We start from the raw sequence: 13967 nt of genomic DNA, 5'->3' as shown, positions 1-13967 counted from the left end.
CGGGGCGGCAACGCGTCGGCCGTCAGTTGGACAGGGCAGCCAAGCGTTGTTGCAGGGCGGCTGCGCAGCGGCAGGTCGGGTCGTCGGTGCAGAGGAGCGCGGCCGGGTCGGCCTCGACCAGGTCACGGGTCGCGGACAGCACCGCCTGCTTGGGGATTCGGCGTACCCGGGCCTGCCCGATGCGGACTTCCTTGGTGATCGGCCGCAGTACCGGCTCGAGGGAGTCGAAGTGGTGGCTCTCGCCGGGGATGTTGGGGAACTCGGTCCACAGACCGTTGGCAGCTTTGGCGTAACGGTAGAAGCGAGAGCGGCCGAGGTGTTGCTCGGCGAGGTGGATCGTGGTGTTCGAGGTGTGCGTGACGCCGAGCAGCAGGACGTCGCCGTCGAGCGCCTCGAGCGCCTCGAGCGGCCCGAGCGGCCAGTCCGGGCGCTGCGCCGCCAGGATACGTTCCGCGGCCGGACCGGCTGCCTGGTAGGAAAACAGCGGATGCTCGGTCCGCAACGGCGCGCAGGTTTGGCGGAACGTTTCCGGAATCGTTCCGAGCCAACTGTCGATCGGCAGATCGGCGCGGAAACTGGTTGCCTGCGACACCTTTTCCTCGAATTCCGGCCAGTTTTCCGCGTTCCAGAAAGCGTTGTCCGGCCGGACCAGCCCGGGCGGGGCCGGCAGCCCGGTGAGCATCCACGACCCGGCCGGCATCAGCACGGTCCCGCAGACCTCGGTCAGCGCCGCGCACACCGCCTCCGCGCCACCGTCGACGTACCCGAAGGAACTGAGCGACGAGTGCACGACCACACTCGAGGATCGGTCGAGCCCCAACTGCCGCAGCCCGTCGACGAGGTCGCGCGCCGTCACTGGTTCCCGCATGCCGGCCACTATCCCATCGGACCACCACGACCCGCCCGCGGTTTTCGCCCGGGGCCGCCCCTGGGCGCCGGAAGGATCCGGCCCCGCTCCGTCACCGACTTCCTCCGCGAGGAGCTCAGGCCGACGATGCCCTAGCATCTTCGGGGATGGGCTACGGCAAACAGGTTCGGACGGTGCTCGACGGCCGTCAACCGCTCGGCCACCGGTACCGCGCCCTGCGGACCGCGGTCGAGTACTACTGCCCGCTCGGTTTCGTCGCGACCTGGGCCTATGTCACCGCGGAAGCCGGCATGCAGCAGTTCGACGGCGACGGGGCGGTCCGGACGGTCGTGGTCCTCGAGACGAGTCGCGTCGTCTGGCTGGCCGAGATCGAGGCGTTCGCCGCGCGCCGCAGTACCGAGAAGGCCAACGGGCAGCGCAGGACACGGAAGGCCGACGTCGCGTTCCTCAACGATCCGCGCTGGCCGGGCATCGGCGCACCGTCACGCGTCGGCCTCGTCGCCGCCGTCGCGGCCCAGCGCAAGAACCTGGTCCACACACCGGAGAACGACGTGCACGCCCGCCTGGCCGACTGCGCCGACACCTACATCAACCGTCTCGGCTACTTCCGGCCCGACGAGCGCACCGCCCTCCTGGACACGATCACGGCCCTGCAGGCCCCACGCCGGTTCTCCCTCGCCCCACTCCTCACCTACGCACTACTTGCCGACAGCAAGGAATAGACCGTCAAGCCCGGTCCAGGGCGGACCTGACGAAGTACACCGGTAACCAGGAAACGAGGATCAGGGCCCCGGACACGAAGAGAGTGAGGCGCAGACCGAGGACCGTGCCCAGGGTGCCGCCGAGCAGGGCGCCGAGGGGAAACAGGCCCATCAGGAGGAAGCGCATCGTCGCGTTCACCCGGCCGAGCAGGTGGTCCGGTACGACGCGTTGCCGCAGGGTCACGTTGCTGATCGCGTAGACGATCTGGCCGAACTCGCCGACCGCCGTACCGATCACCATCAGCACCACGAGCCACCCCGGCTGCGCGAGCGGCCCGAGCAGCCCGAGCGGGCCGGTCACCGCAAGCGACAGCCAGATGATGCGCTCGGCACCGAACCGCCGTGCCAGCCGCGGGGTCAGCGCCGCCCCCGCCATCGCGGCCACCGAACCCACCGCGAGCACGACGCCGATCAGCGCCGGCGTCAGCCGCAACGTCCTGACCAGGAACAGCACACTGACCGCCGACGCGATCGCGAAGGCGAAGTTGTTCACCGCGCTCGTGACCGCGATCGCCCGGATCGCGCGATGCCGCGCGACGTACACCAGCCCCTCGCGGATCTCACTCCACAGGCCCCGATCAATCCGCCGTACGACGTCCTCCCGGGCCTTGATCGCCAGCAACGACGCCGCGGACACCGCGAACGTCACGGCCTGGATCAGCACGACGTTCGCCGCGCCGAGCACCGTCACCAGCCAGCCGCCGAGACCAGGACCGGCGACCTGCCCGGACGCCCGGATCGTCTCCAGCGCGGAGTTCCCGGCCAGCAGCCGATCCGGACCCACCACGGCCGGCAGGTACGTCTGGTACCCGACGTCGAAGAACACCCGCGCGAGACCGGTCAGCAACGACACGACGATCAGCTGCGTGATCGTCAGTACGCCGAGCACCGCCGCGACCGGTATCGACGCGAGCAGCACAGCCCGCGCCAGATCGCTCGCCACCAGAACAGGCCGCCGGCGCCATCGATCCACCCACGCACCGGCCGGCAACCCGATCAGCGCGAACCCGATCGTGCCGGCCGCCGACACCAGCCCCAGCTGGAACGGCGTGGCTCCCAGCGACAGCACCGCCAGCAGCGGAATCGCCACGCCACTGACCTGAGCGCCGAACTGACTGGTCGTCTGCCCGACCAGCAACCACCGAAAATCCCTCGTCACGAAAACCTCCACAGAACCGGATGGGAACCCCACCCGCCTGCAGAAATTCGTCGCTAGGGGTGGGGCACGTTACCGGCCCCGCGTGACGAGGTCAATGCGCCTGGAACACCCCGGTCTCCCGGTACACGTCGTACAGCCGCAGCACCACCTCGGTCGGCGGATGCAGCGGACCAGGCGGAGCCGCGAAGAACCCGGCCTCCAGTACTTCGTCAGCGCCCGGACGCAACGTGCCGCTCCAGCGCCGGGTCTCGAAGCAGAGCGCGAAGCACTGCACGACGTCGCCGTTCGGATACGTCAGCGTGTGGACGTCGGCCTGCGACAGGCTGGCGAACGGCACCAGGTCCTCCTCCGCGACGACCAGCCCGGTCTCCTCGGAGAACTCGCGGGCCGCCGTACGACGGAAACTGTCGCCCGGTTCCGCACCGCCGGCCGGAAGCTCCCACAGGCCGGAGTCGCGGCTCCTCTGGAAGAGAATGCGATCGTCCGCGTCCACCGCCAGGACCTGGGCGCCGGGCATCAGCAGCAGGCGGGAGCCGACGTCGCGGCGGAGCTGGGCAAGGTAGGAATCCACGGATGAGAGGGTAAGGCGCGTGGACTGGGCGAGGCGTCGGGCGGGATCACTGCTGGGGTTCGGGCTGGTCGGCGGCCTGGTGTGGGCAACGGTCGTCGGCTTGTCGATGCCGAGCTGGTTCGAGCCGGACACAAGCTGTGCACGCAAGTTCGTCGGCGCCGGAGACATCAGGGGCATCCGCACCAGTTGGTTCCCGCCGTCTGCGAGCTGTGTGTACGCCGACCAGGTCCGCCCGTACATGTCGACGGCCCGCTCCGTCGTTCTCTCCGTCCTCGGCGTACTGCTGCTGGTCATGATCGTGACCGGCCTGATCCTGACCGTCCGGCGACTCCTCGGGGACGCCGGCCCGAGCAGGACGGCCGACGGCGTCGACCTCCGGCACCGGCGGCGGTCGCACCTGATCTTCGGGGCACTGGACATGGGTGTCGCGTTCGTCGTGCTGTGGTTCCTCAGCGCGCTCGTGTTCGTGGCCGGCGTGCCCGGCGGCCTGGTGTTCGTCGTGGTCGTCCTCGTCGGGCTGAGCGCGTTCGGCACCCTGCTCGACCGGCACATGGGCCCGCTCCCGAGCACGGCGCGCGACTCTCGCCGGCGCGGCACGGTCGCCGGGCTCGCGTCGCTCACCGTGGTCGTCGCCGCGACCGCCGGCTGGAGTTACCTCCCGTACTTCGAGCTCTGGGTGGTCCTGCTCAGCGCGCTCACCTACGCCGCGGTCGTCGCGCTGCAGTGGTCACGCGTCAGCAAGGCCAACCGGGTTCGATGTTCTGGTTGAGGTGGAAGACGTTCTCGGGGTCGTACTGGCACTTCACCCGGGCCAGCCGCCGGTAGTTCTCCTCACCGAAGCCCGCGATCACCCGGTTCTGCCCCTCGTTGCCGATGAAGTTCAGGTACACGTACCCGGTCGCCCACTCGGCCACGTCCGAGCACACGTCCCGTGCCCACTTGATCCCGCGCAGGTCATCGGCCGGATCGGACCACAGCCCGAACGGGTGCACCACCCACGCCGCCTGGCGATGCGGCTGCGGCCAGGTGTCCGCCTCCCGCTGCACGGCGCCGCCCCAGGGCACGATCGCCTGTTGCGACGGTGACGGCGAGATCATGTCCGCCGCCCGGCCGGTGAAAGCCTCCACCGCGGGATCCGGGAGTGACGCCAGGTGCTCCGCGGACCAGTAGTTCCGGAACCCGGGCGGATCGTCGAGGGCCGACTGGATGTCGGCGTACGGCATCTCGGCGACCAGCTCGCCCTCGGGGGCCAGCGCGAACAGCGGCGCGAACACGTCCCGCAACTCCGCCTCACCACCGGCGTACACCGCCGCCGCGCCCACGAGCAGTTGCCCCTGCAGGTGCGCGGGCACGAACTCCTCCGGCGGTCCGGTCATGTAGATCACGCCGCCGCCGAGCTCCTCGGGCGCCCCTGACTCGATCAGGTCCCGGTAGGCGCGCAGTACCTCAGGCCCCGCCGAGGCAGGCCACAGCAGCAGCGCCAATGTTGTCGCAGGCAACTGCTCGAGCCGGAACGTCAGCGAGGTCGCGACCCCGAAGTTCCCACCCCCGCCGTGCAGCGCCCAGAACAGCTCGGTGTTCTTCGTCTCGTCCGCGATCAGCAGCCGGCCGTCCGCGGTGACCAGCTCCACCGAGACGAGCGCGTCGCTGGCGAGCCCGAACTTCCGCTCCAGCCATCCGGACCCACCGCCAAGCGTCAGGCCCGCGACCCCCGTCGTGGAGACCCGGCCGCCCGTTGTGGCCAGCAGATACGGCTGACAGGCGCGGTCGACGTCGCCCCAGGTCGCGCCGCCGCCGACCCGCGCGATCCGCGCCTCCGGATCGATCTGGACGCTGTTCATCCGGCGCAGGTCGACGACCAGGCCGCCGTCGGTGACCCCGGTCCCGGCCACCCCGTGACCGCCGCCGCGGACCGCGATCTCCAGTTCCCGGCCGACGCCGTACCGCAGCGCGGCCTGGACGTCGGCGGCCGACTCGCACTGCGCGATCATCACCGGGCGCTTGTCGATCATCCCGTTGAACACGGCCCTGGCCTCGTCGTACGCCAGGTCGCCGCCCTGCAGCAGCACGCCCCCGAACCCCTGGGGCCGTGCGTGCGCGATCGTCTCGGACATGGTGGAACTCCCCCTGCTCACTCCCCCAGGCGATCCACTGATCGTCCACCGCGACCCGCCTGGGGTCAACGGCCGGCCTCTTACCGCGGCATCACGTCATCTCCTGCCCACCAAGGGTTTCCGGCCGGTCACAGCTGGGAGCCGCCGGTCGCGTCCAGCGTCTGACCGGTGATCCACCGTGCGTCACCGGAAGCGACGAAGGCGACCACGTCGGCAACCTCGTCCGGCTGCCCGACGCGGTCGAACACCGAGTACGCCGCAGCAGCCCGCGCCGCGGCGGGATCGGCCAGCCAGCCGTTCATCTCGGTCTCGACGATGCCCGGGGCAACGGTGTTCACGGTGATCCCCCGCGGCCCGAGCTCCTTCGCCAGCGCGAGCGTCAGGGTGTTCAACGCGCCCTTGGTCATCGAGTACGCCGTGTCCTCCGGGAACGCGATCCGGGTCACGCCGGACCCGATGTTGACGATCCGGCCACCGTCGCGCAGCCGCGAAATCGCCTGCTGGACCAGGAAGAACGGCGCCTTCGCGTTCACCGCGAACAGCCGGTCGAACCATTCCGGCGTCACCTCGGCGAGCGGCATGTGCCGGCCGATGCCCGCGTTGTTGACCAGGATGTCCAGCCCGTCGGCGTACCGGTCGAACTCCCTCCAGACCGCGTCCACCGGTTCCTCGAGCGCCGCCTTCACCAGGAACCCCTGCCCGCCGGCCGCCTCGATCTGCGCCAGCGTCCGTTCGGCGGCCGCGTCGTCGCGCCCGTAGTGCACCCCGACCCGTACGCCGTCCCGCGCAAGCCGCAGCGCGATCGCCCTCCCGATCCCGCGACTGCCCCCGGTCACCAACGCTGTCCGCATCTCACGATCCTTTCTCTAACGATCACTACAGAAAGGACCGTAACACATTCTCTAGCGATCGCTATAGAATGTCCGCATGGCCGAGACCCGCCGCGGGCGACCCCGCTCGTTCGACCGTGAAGCCGCGCTCGAGCAGGCGCTGCTGACCTTCTGGGAGCACGGGTACGACGCGACGTCGGTGACGGACCTGACGACGTCGCTCGGCATCGGCGCGCCGAGTCTGTACGCCGCGTTCGGCGACAAGCGGAAGCTCTTCGACGAGGTCGTGCGGCGCTACCAGGACACCCACGGCGCCTTCACCGCCCGGGCACTCGCCGAGGAACCGACAGCCCGGGCGGCGATCGGGCGGATCCTCCGCGAGGCGGCCACGGAGTACACCGACCCCGAGCACGCCCGCGGCTGTCTGATCATCAGCGCGGCCCAGAACACGATCCCCGCCTCGGCGGAGGTTGCCGACCGCCTCCGCACGATCCGCCGGGCCAACCGCGACGTACTGCGGGACCGCATCCAGGCGGACGTGGACGCGGGACTCCTCCCGGACGACACGGACGCGGCGGCGCTCGCGACGTTCTTCGCGACGACGATCCAGGGCATGTCCCAGCAGGCGCGCGACGGGGCGAGCCGGGCGGATCTCATGGCAGTCGCGACCACTGCCCTCAGCGTCTGGAGGTAGATAAGGTCTAGGGATGACTGGTGCGGCGGTGATCGGTGGTGTGGGGCAGGTCCTGACCGAGGACGAGGTGACGGCGTTCGTCGGTGACGCCCTGGCCGGGGCGGGGCTGGCCGGCCGCAGCGTCTGTGTGATCGTCCCGGACGCCACCCGCAGTTGCCCGCTGCCGTTGTTGCTGAAGGCTGTCACACAAGCCCTGAAGGACAGCCAGGTGACGATCTTGGTTGCCCTCGGCACCCATGCGGAGATGACGCCGGAGCAGCTCCGCGAGCATCTCGGCGGCGACTACCCGAACGTGATCAACCACGAGTGGTGGAAGCCTGAGTCGTTCGCCGACCTGGGCACGATCGGTTCCGACCGCGTCGGCGAGATCTCGGACGAGATGCTCCGCGACGAGGTCCCGGTCAAGCTCAACCGGGCCGTCGTCGAACACGACGTGGCCCTGGTCGTCGGGCCGGTGTTCCCGCACGAGGTGGTCGGGTTCTCGGGCGGCAACAAGTACTTCTTCCCGGGGGTCGCCGGACAGGAGGTCATCGACTTCTCGCACTGGCTCGGCGCCCTGATCACCAGCGCGAACATCATCGGTACGCCGGGCGTCACACCGGTCCGCGCGCTGATCGACGAGGCCGCCGCGCTCATCCCCGCCGAGAAGCTCGCGCTGTCGGTGGTCGCCCAGTCCGGCACCGAGGCGCTGCACGCGGTCGCGTTCGGCGACACGGTGTCGTCGTGGCGCGCGGCCGCCGAGATCTCCGCGCAGACCCACGTCCGCTACCTGGAGCACCCGGTCCGGCGCGTGCTCTCGGTGATGCCGCCGAAGTACGCCGACATCTGGACCGCGGCGAAGGGGTTCTACAAGGTCGAGCCGATCGTCGCGGACGGCGGCGAGGTGATCCTCTACGCGCCGCATGTCACCGAGCTGGCCGCGATGCACCCGGAGATCGAGGAGATCGGGTACCACTGCCGCGACTACTTCATCGGCCAGTGGGACAAGTTCCGCGACCTGCACTGGGGCGTCCTCGCGCACAGCACGCACCTGCGCGGCGCCGGCACCTGGGACCCGGCCAGCGGCGAGCACCTCCGCGTCAACGTCACGCTGGCAACCGGCATCCCCGAGGACGTCGTACGCCGGGCCAACCTCGACTACCTCGACCCGGCAACTGTGGACCTCGCGGCGTACGAGGCCGATCCGGACACCTTCGTCGTACCGAACGCCGGCGAGACCCTGTACCGCCTCAAGGCGTAGGCCCTTCCACCCGCACGTGACTCGCCGGTAACCTGACCCGCTATGGCAGACGTCGTCGTCATCGGGTCCGGGTTCGCCGGGTTGTGCATGGGGATCAAGTTGCGGCAGGCCGGGTGCGAGGACTTCGTCATCCTGGAGAAGGCCGATGACCTCGGCGGCACCTGGCGGGACAACACGTATCCCGGCTGCGCCTGCGACATCCCGTCGTACCTCTACTCGTTCTCGTTCGAGCAGAACCCGCGCTGGACGCGGATGTTCGCGCCGTGGGACGAGATCCTCGACTACCTGCGGCACTGCGCCGGCAAGTACGGGATCGCGGACAAGATCCGGTACGGCGCCGAGGTCACCGAAGCCGTCTTCGACGAGACGACCGGGCGCTGGACCGTCACGGTCAACGGCGACGAGACGATCGAGACCCAGGCCCTCGTCGCCGGCGTCGGCAGCCTGCACCAGCCGAAGCTCCCGGACATCCCCGGCCTCGACTCCTTCGACGGTACGGCGTTCCACTCCGCGCAATGGGACCACTCGGCGGACCTGCGCGGCCGGAACGTCGCCGTGATCGGGACCGGCGCGTCGGCGATCCAGTTCGTACCGCAGATCGCGCCGCAGGTGGCGCAACTCGACGTGTACCAGCGCACGCCACCGTGGATCACCCCGAAACCGGACCGCGCGATCGGCGGCCTGGAACGCCGGCTGCACGAACGCTTCCCGGCCGGACAACGGACGATCCGCAACGCCATCTACTGGGGACTCGAAGGCCGCGGCGCCGGCTTCGCCGGGAATCCGAAGCTGATGAAAGGCCTGGAAATCCAGGCGAAACGGCACCTCCACAAGCAGGTCACCGATCCCGAGCTGCGGGCAAAGCTCACGCCGCGGTACCAGATCGGCTGCAAGCGGATCCTGATCTCGAACGACTACTACCCCGCGCTCGCCCGGCCGAACGTCAGCGTCGTCACCACCCCGATCACGCGGGTCACCCCGACCGGCGTGGTCACCGCCGACGGCACCGAACGGGCCTGCGACACGATCGTGCTCGGCACCGGGTTCGACGTCTCCGCGAATCTGACCCGGATGCCGATCCTCGGCAAGGACGGCGTCGACCTCGCCGACCACTGGAAGCGCAACGGCATCGGCGCCCACCTCGGCATCACGGTCGCCGGGTATCCGAACCTGTTCCTGCTGGTCGGCCCGAACACGCTCCTCGGCCATTCGTCGATGGTCTTCATGATCGAGGCCCAGGTCCGGTACGTGATGCAGGCCCTGCACCTCCTGCGACGGCGCAACGCGACGTACGTCGAGGTCCGCGAGGAGGCGCAGGAACAATTCGTCGGCGAGGTACAGGGCGAGCTGGGTGACACTGTCTGGAATTCAGGCTGCACCAGCTGGTATCTCGACAGTTCCGGGCGGAACTCCACGATCTGGCCGGAGTGGACATTCGCGTACTGGCGACGTACCCGCCGTCTCGATCCCGCCGACTTCGCCCTGGTCCATTAGGTGATGACCCGGACTCCTCAAGGAGGAGCCCGGGCGTCCCGGCGTACGACCTTGGGATGAACGAAAGACCGATCCGCAGGCCGATGTCTCGCGAGCCCCGCTGAAGGACTCTTGAGGCATGGACATTCTTCAGATCGCAGGCGCGGCAGTCGTGGTGATCGGCATCGTGATCACCGCACTGATCGCCATCATCCCGTCAGTCGTAGACCGCTGATTTCAGTCGACGGACAGATGGACCAGCAGGTCCTGCCGGGTCAGCACGCCCACCGGCTTGCCGTCGTCCAGCACCATCAGGGCGTCCCCACCCTCGAGCAGTTCAACCGCCTTGGCGACCGGTTCACCGGCGCCCAGGGACGGCAGCGCCGGGTCCATGTGCTGCTCGACGATATCGGCCAGCCGCGCCTTGCCGGAGTACAACGCGTCCATCAGCGTCCGCTCCGACACCGCGCCGGCGACCTCGGCCGCCATCACCGGCGGCTCCGCGCGGACGACCGGCATCTGCGAGACGCCGTACTCCCGCAGGATCGCGATCGCCTCGGCGATCGTCTCGTGCGGGTGGGTGTGCACCAGCGGCGGCAGGCTGCCGTCCTTGCCGGCCAGCACGTCGCCGAGCGTGGTGCCCTGCCGGCTGTTCGCCAGGAAGCCGTACTGCGCGAGCCAGTCGTCGTTGAACACCTTGGTCAGGTAGCCGCGGCCGCCGTCCGGCAGCAGTACGACGATGACCGCGTCCGGATCGTCGACCTCGTGCGCGAGCCGGATCGCGGCCGCGGCCGCCATCCCGGCCGAGCCGCCGACCAGCATGGCCTCCTCGCGGGCCAGCCGCCGGGTGAGCGCGAACGAGTCCGCGTCCGAGACCTCGATGACGCGGTCGCAGATGTCCCGGTCGTACGTCTCCGGCCAGAAGTCCTCGCCGACGCCCTCGACCAGGTACGGCCGGCCGGTGCCGCCGGAGTACACCGAGCCCTCCGGGTCGGCGCCGATGATCTGGACCTTCCCGTTCGAGACCTCCTTGAGGTACTTGCCGGTGCCGCTGATCGTGCCGCCGGTGCCGACACCGGCGACGAAGTGCGTGATCCTGCCCTCGGTCTGCTCCCACAGCTCGGGACCGGTGGTCTCGTAGTGCGAACGCGGGTTGTTCTGGTTCGCGTACTGGTTCGGCTTCCAGGCGCCCGGGATCTCCTGGACCAGGCGGTCGGAGACGTTGTAGTACGAGTCCGGGTGCTCCGGGGCCACCGCGGTCGGGCAGACCACGACGTCGGCGCCGTACGCCTTCAGCACGTTGCGCTTGTCCTCACTGACCTTGTCCGGGCAGACGAAGACGCACTTGTAGCCCTTCTGCTGGGCCACCATCGCGAGGCCGACACCGGTGTTGCCGGAGGTCGGCTCGACGATCGTGCCGCCGGGCTTGAGCTCACCGGAGGCCTCGGCGGCCTCGATCATCCGGACCGCGATCCGGTCCTTCACCGAGCCGCCCGGGTTGAAGTACTCGACCTTGGCGAGGACGAGGGGCCGGGCCCCGTCGGTGGTCTTGGACAGCCTCACCAGCGGGGTGTTGCCGACGAGGTCCAGGAGAGAGTCTGCGTAGCGCACATCTTTACTGTAGTGATACGGACGGCATTGCCCTATTTTCCCTTGCGCCCCCGTAACGGCGTGTAATCCTTGTACCCATGAGTAGAGCCAGGGCAGCCAAGAAGCTGGCCCAGGCCGCAGCCTTCGGGGGCGGGGGACTCGGGCTCATCGGTGCCACGTTGTACGGCGTACTGACCGCTGAGGCCGAGTACGCGAAGCGCGTGATCGGACCGACGAGGTACTACCCCACTCCGGGCAACGGTCTGTACGGCCGGTATCCAGGACATCCGATCACGTTCGCCATGCTCGGCGACTCCAGTGCCGCCGGGTACGGCACCGAGTCGCCGGACGAGACTCCCGGGGTGCTGCTCGCCTCCGGCCTGGCCGACCTGGCGGAACGGCCGGTGCGGCTCGTCGACGTGTCCAAGACCGGCGCGAAGTCGACCGACCTCGCCGCGCAGGTGGACACCGCGCTGCTGGCCGGCCCGCACGTCGCGGTGATCCTGATCGGTGTGAACGACGTGAAGGCCAAGATGCCGCCGTCGACGTCGGTCAGACTGCTCTCCGCCGCCGTCCGCCGGTTGCGTGCCGCGAACTGTGAGGTGGTGGTGGGTACCTGCCCCGACCTCGGGGTGGTCCGGCCGATCGTGCCGCCGCTGCGGTGGGTCGCCCGGTCCTGGAGCCACCGGCTGGCCGCCGCTCAGACCATCGCAGTCGTCGAAGCAGGCGGCCGCTCCGTGTCACTGGGCTCGCTGCTCGGTGAGGTGTTCCGCACGAACCCGTCGATGTGGGGGCGCGACAACTTCCACCCGTCGGCGACCGGGTACGCCGCCGCGTCGGCCGCGCTGCTGCCGTCGGTGGCGGCCGCGGTGGGCGTCGGGCCGGAGTCGTTCGTGCATCCGGAGCCGTTCCGCGGCGAGGCGATCCTGCCGATCGCGGAGGCCGCCGCCCAGGCGGCCCGGCGGGCGGGCACCGAGGTCGCGGCGACCGAGGTCGGCGGCCGGGAACGTGGCCCGCGGGGCCGCTGGGCCGCCCTGCGGCACCGCCGCCGGCACCCGAAGGCCGAGGTCGACCGGGTCGAGGAAACTCCCACGGAAAACACGGAAAGCGTGCCGGTCGGTCAATAGTTGCTGGCGTTGTGCGTCCGCTGAGCGGGGACTTTCATGGCGGGAGTCTTGCTTCCGGGCATCCGTGTGGTGCACAGTCGATAACTACGCGGTACCCCGATAACGGGAGGCGAAGATGGGCTTGAACCACTCCGAAGAGACGCATCAGCGTTTGGTGGAGGCCGTGCCCAGATGCACCGGACGCGCAATGACCGAGTGGTTCAAGCTGATGAACGACGGACCGTCGTTCCTGCGCTTCGACGACAGAGTGAGATGGCTCTCCAGCGAGTACGAACTCGCGCACGGGCACGCCACCGCCATCGTCCACGAGTACGACCTGGTCAGAGCGCACCGGCGAATGGGCTGAGCCGCAAAGGAGACAAGCGGAAGGCCTGCCCTTTCAGGTGGAGGGGCAGGTCTTTCACGTTCTGATCAGCACCTCGTTGCCCTCCGGATCGGCAACCAGGTAAGGCTCTTCGGACACGATCCGCCCACCGGCGGACAACGCCGTGCCGATCCGTTTCCTGATCATTTCCGCCGGTACGACGAGCTCGAAGCGCAGGCGATTGCGCTGCGGCCGCGGCTCGTCCAGCTGCTGGAAGAACAGCACCGGGGTCAGCCGCCGCGGATCGTAGATGTCCGACACCTGCGGCCGCGGATCGCGCTCGTAGCCGAGCAGCGCCATCCAGAACGCGTTCACCGCGTCGGTGTCCAGCGCGTCGATCCCGAACTGCACGAACCGCAGCGGCGCCGGATCGGCCGCGAGTCCGAGTTCGTGCGCGGCCGCCTCGATCTGCCCGGCCAGCGCGACGAACCGTGGGTCGGCCCCACCCTCGGCGTCCTCCCACGCGTCCTTCCCACTGTCGACTGTGACGCCTTCCGGGCGTACGTCGATCATCAGCGGAACGCCCGCATCGTCGGCCAGCTCCGCGACCCGGGTCACCAGCGGCGCCGGCGAGGACGTCGGGTAGAACGTCATCGCGCTGAACACTGCCTGCCAGTCGGTCGTCCCCGGCAGCGGATCCCCCGGGACCACGTCGGCCTCGTTGCCCTCACTGTCGGCCAGCATCACGCCGAACGGCCCGGTCGGCTCCTGGCCGGTCGCCTCCCGCGCGCGGAGCACCGCATCCTCCGGCCGGACCACATCGACATGGATCCTGTTCCGGAGCGGTCGCGGCTCGTCGAGGCGCCGTACGGAAAACGCCGGATCCCGCCGCAGCGGATCCTCGAGGCGATCCGCTCCGACCCGCTCGTACCCCAGCACGGTCTGCCAGAACGCCCGTACCGCCGGCCGGTCAGCCGCCTCGATCACCACGCCGAGACGCTGCAGGGCCGCGGGATTAGCCACCAGCCCGAGCTCCCTTGCCGCTCCGGCGATCGTGGCCACCTGCTCGTGAGCCGCCCGCACCCGCACACCACCCGGCCGCAGGTCGACAGCGGGCATCCCACCCGCCAACCCGTCCAACCGCTCCACGAGCGCGGCACCGGCGGCGTGCGAGGAAGCGTCGTACCAGGCTTCGGTCATAGGGATCACCGTAAGGCCGGAACCGGACGAACCCCG

Annotated in this window: 14 protein-coding genes; 7 read left to right on the top strand and 7 right to left on the bottom strand. The window is 69.6% G+C overall.

Going from position 1 to position 13967, the window contains the following annotated elements; translation table 11 throughout:
* Window positions 1–22: 22 nt before the first annotated feature.
* Window positions 23–868, bottom strand: a complete 846-nt coding sequence (locus BJY22_RS13675) for an AAC(3) family N-acetyltransferase (protein WP_167206788.1) — start codon at window positions 866–868, stop codon at window positions 23–25.
* Window positions 869–1014: 146 nt separating this feature from the next.
* Here BJY22_RS13675 and BJY22_RS13670 point away from each other — a divergent pair, with 146 nt between their 5' ends.
* Window positions 1015–1590 (top strand): hypothetical protein, encoded by a 576-nt coding sequence (locus BJY22_RS13670; RefSeq protein WP_167206786.1) that lies wholly within the window; start codon window positions 1015–1017, stop codon window positions 1588–1590.
* Between the two features lie 4 nt (window positions 1591–1594).
* Here the strand turns inward: BJY22_RS13670 and BJY22_RS13665 are convergent, their stop codons facing one another.
* Both BJY22_RS13665 and BJY22_RS13660 read right to left on the bottom strand, forming a co-directional pair.
* A complete protein-coding gene (locus BJY22_RS13665; RefSeq protein ID WP_337758631.1) occupies window positions 1595–2788 on the bottom strand; it encodes an MFS transporter in 1194 nt (397 codons plus the stop codon).
* A 91-nt stretch (window positions 2789–2879) separates the two neighbouring features.
* Entirely contained in the window at window positions 2880–3359 is a 480-nt protein-coding gene (locus tag BJY22_RS13660) for an NUDIX domain-containing protein (RefSeq protein WP_337758630.1), read from the bottom strand.
* A gap of 19 nt (window positions 3360–3378) precedes the next feature.
* Between BJY22_RS13660 and BJY22_RS13655 the strand changes: the two genes are divergently transcribed.
* Window positions 3379–4128, top strand: a complete 750-nt coding sequence (locus BJY22_RS13655; RefSeq protein ID WP_167206782.1) for a hypothetical protein — start codon at window positions 3379–3381, stop codon at window positions 4126–4128.
* On the opposite strand, the gene BJY22_RS13650 is transcribed toward BJY22_RS13655, so the two are convergent.
* Window positions 4094–5473 carry an FAD-binding oxidoreductase gene (locus tag BJY22_RS13650; RefSeq protein WP_167206780.1) on the bottom strand — a complete coding sequence of 460 codons (1380 nt, stop codon included), beginning with the start codon at window positions 5471–5473 and terminating at the stop codon, window positions 4094–4096. The two genes, BJY22_RS13655 and BJY22_RS13650, sit on opposite strands and share 35 nt — an antisense overlap.
* A 128-nt stretch (window positions 5474–5601) precedes the next feature.
* The gene (locus BJY22_RS13645; RefSeq protein ID WP_167206778.1) at window positions 5602–6324 is read right to left on the bottom strand and encodes an SDR family oxidoreductase; all 723 of its coding nucleotides are present in this window, start codon (window positions 6322–6324) and stop codon (window positions 5602–5604) included.
* A 76-nt stretch (window positions 6325–6400) separates the two neighbouring features.
* On the opposite strand from BJY22_RS13645, the gene BJY22_RS13640 reads away from it, so the two are divergent.
* From BJY22_RS13640 to BJY22_RS13630, 3 genes are read left to right on the top strand one after another with little or no spacing between them, the layout of a single operon-like run.
* A complete protein-coding gene (locus tag BJY22_RS13640) occupies window positions 6401–6997 on the top strand; it encodes a TetR/AcrR family transcriptional regulator (RefSeq protein ID WP_167206776.1) in 597 nt (198 codons plus the stop codon).
* A 13-nt stretch (window positions 6998–7010) separates the two neighbouring features.
* On the top strand, window positions 7011–8237 hold the full coding sequence (locus BJY22_RS13635; RefSeq protein ID WP_167206774.1) for a lactate racemase domain-containing protein: 1227 nt from the start codon (window positions 7011–7013) through the stop codon (window positions 8235–8237).
* 42 nt (window positions 8238–8279) lie between these two features.
* Window positions 8280–9731 (top strand): flavin-containing monooxygenase, encoded by a 1452-nt coding sequence (locus tag BJY22_RS13630; protein WP_167206772.1) that lies wholly within the window; start codon window positions 8280–8282, stop codon window positions 9729–9731.
* Between the two features lie 216 nt (window positions 9732–9947).
* On the opposite strand, the gene BJY22_RS13625 is transcribed toward BJY22_RS13630, so the two are convergent.
* A complete protein-coding gene (locus BJY22_RS13625) occupies window positions 9948–11321 on the bottom strand; it encodes a cystathionine beta-synthase (protein ID WP_167206771.1) in 1374 nt (457 codons plus the stop codon).
* A gap of 77 nt (window positions 11322–11398) precedes the next feature.
* Here BJY22_RS13625 and BJY22_RS13620 point away from each other — a divergent pair, with 77 nt between their 5' ends.
* Complete coding sequence (locus tag BJY22_RS13620) at window positions 11399–12427, top strand: SGNH/GDSL hydrolase family protein (RefSeq protein ID WP_167206769.1); 1029 nt, start codon at window positions 11399–11401, stop codon at window positions 12425–12427.
* Between the two features lie 115 nt (window positions 12428–12542).
* The gene (locus BJY22_RS13615) at window positions 12543–12773 is read left to right on the top strand and encodes a DUF4287 domain-containing protein (RefSeq protein WP_167206767.1); all 231 of its coding nucleotides are present in this window, start codon (window positions 12543–12545) and stop codon (window positions 12771–12773) included.
* A 54-nt stretch (window positions 12774–12827) separates the two neighbouring features.
* On the opposite strand, the gene BJY22_RS13610 is transcribed toward BJY22_RS13615, so the two are convergent.
* A complete protein-coding gene (locus BJY22_RS13610) occupies window positions 12828–13931 on the bottom strand; it encodes a VOC family protein (RefSeq protein WP_167206765.1) in 1104 nt (367 codons plus the stop codon).
* Window positions 13932–13967: the final 36 nt, after the last annotated feature.

Origin of the sequence: Kribbella shirazensis, from assembly GCF_011761605.1 — a bacterium.
Taxonomy (GTDB): domain Bacteria; phylum Actinomycetota; class Actinomycetes; order Propionibacteriales; family Kribbellaceae; genus Kribbella; species Kribbella shirazensis.
Note: the sequence above shows the minus strand (reverse complement) of the source record. Positions and strands in the feature narration are given on the sequence as shown.

Coding starts and splice junctions, on each gene's coding strand:
- BJY22_RS13675 (WP_167206788.1), bottom strand. CDS start 868: ATGCGGGAACCAGTGACGGCGCGCGACCTCGTCGACGGGCTGCGGCAG.
- BJY22_RS13670 (WP_167206786.1), top strand. CDS start 1,015: ATGGGCTACGGCAAACAGGTTCGGACGGTGCTCGACGGCCGTCAACCG.
- BJY22_RS13650 (WP_167206780.1), bottom strand. CDS start 5,473: ATGTCCGAGACGATCGCGCACGCACGGCCCCAGGGGTTCGGGGGCGTG.
- BJY22_RS13645 (WP_167206778.1), bottom strand. CDS start 6,324: ATGCGGACAGCGTTGGTGACCGGGGGCAGTCGCGGGATCGGGAGGGCG.
- BJY22_RS13640 (WP_167206776.1), top strand. CDS start 6,401: ATGGCCGAGACCCGCCGCGGGCGACCCCGCTCGTTCGACCGTGAAGCC.
- BJY22_RS13635 (WP_167206774.1), top strand. CDS start 7,011: ATGACTGGTGCGGCGGTGATCGGTGGTGTGGGGCAGGTCCTGACCGAG.
- BJY22_RS13630 (WP_167206772.1), top strand. CDS start 8,280: ATGGCAGACGTCGTCGTCATCGGGTCCGGGTTCGCCGGGTTGTGCATG.
- BJY22_RS13620 (WP_167206769.1), top strand. CDS start 11,399: ATGAGTAGAGCCAGGGCAGCCAAGAAGCTGGCCCAGGCCGCAGCCTTC.
- BJY22_RS13615 (WP_167206767.1), top strand. CDS start 12,543: ATGGGCTTGAACCACTCCGAAGAGACGCATCAGCGTTTGGTGGAGGCC.
- BJY22_RS13610 (WP_167206765.1), bottom strand. CDS start 13,931: ATGACCGAAGCCTGGTACGACGCTTCCTCGCACGCCGCCGGTGCCGCG.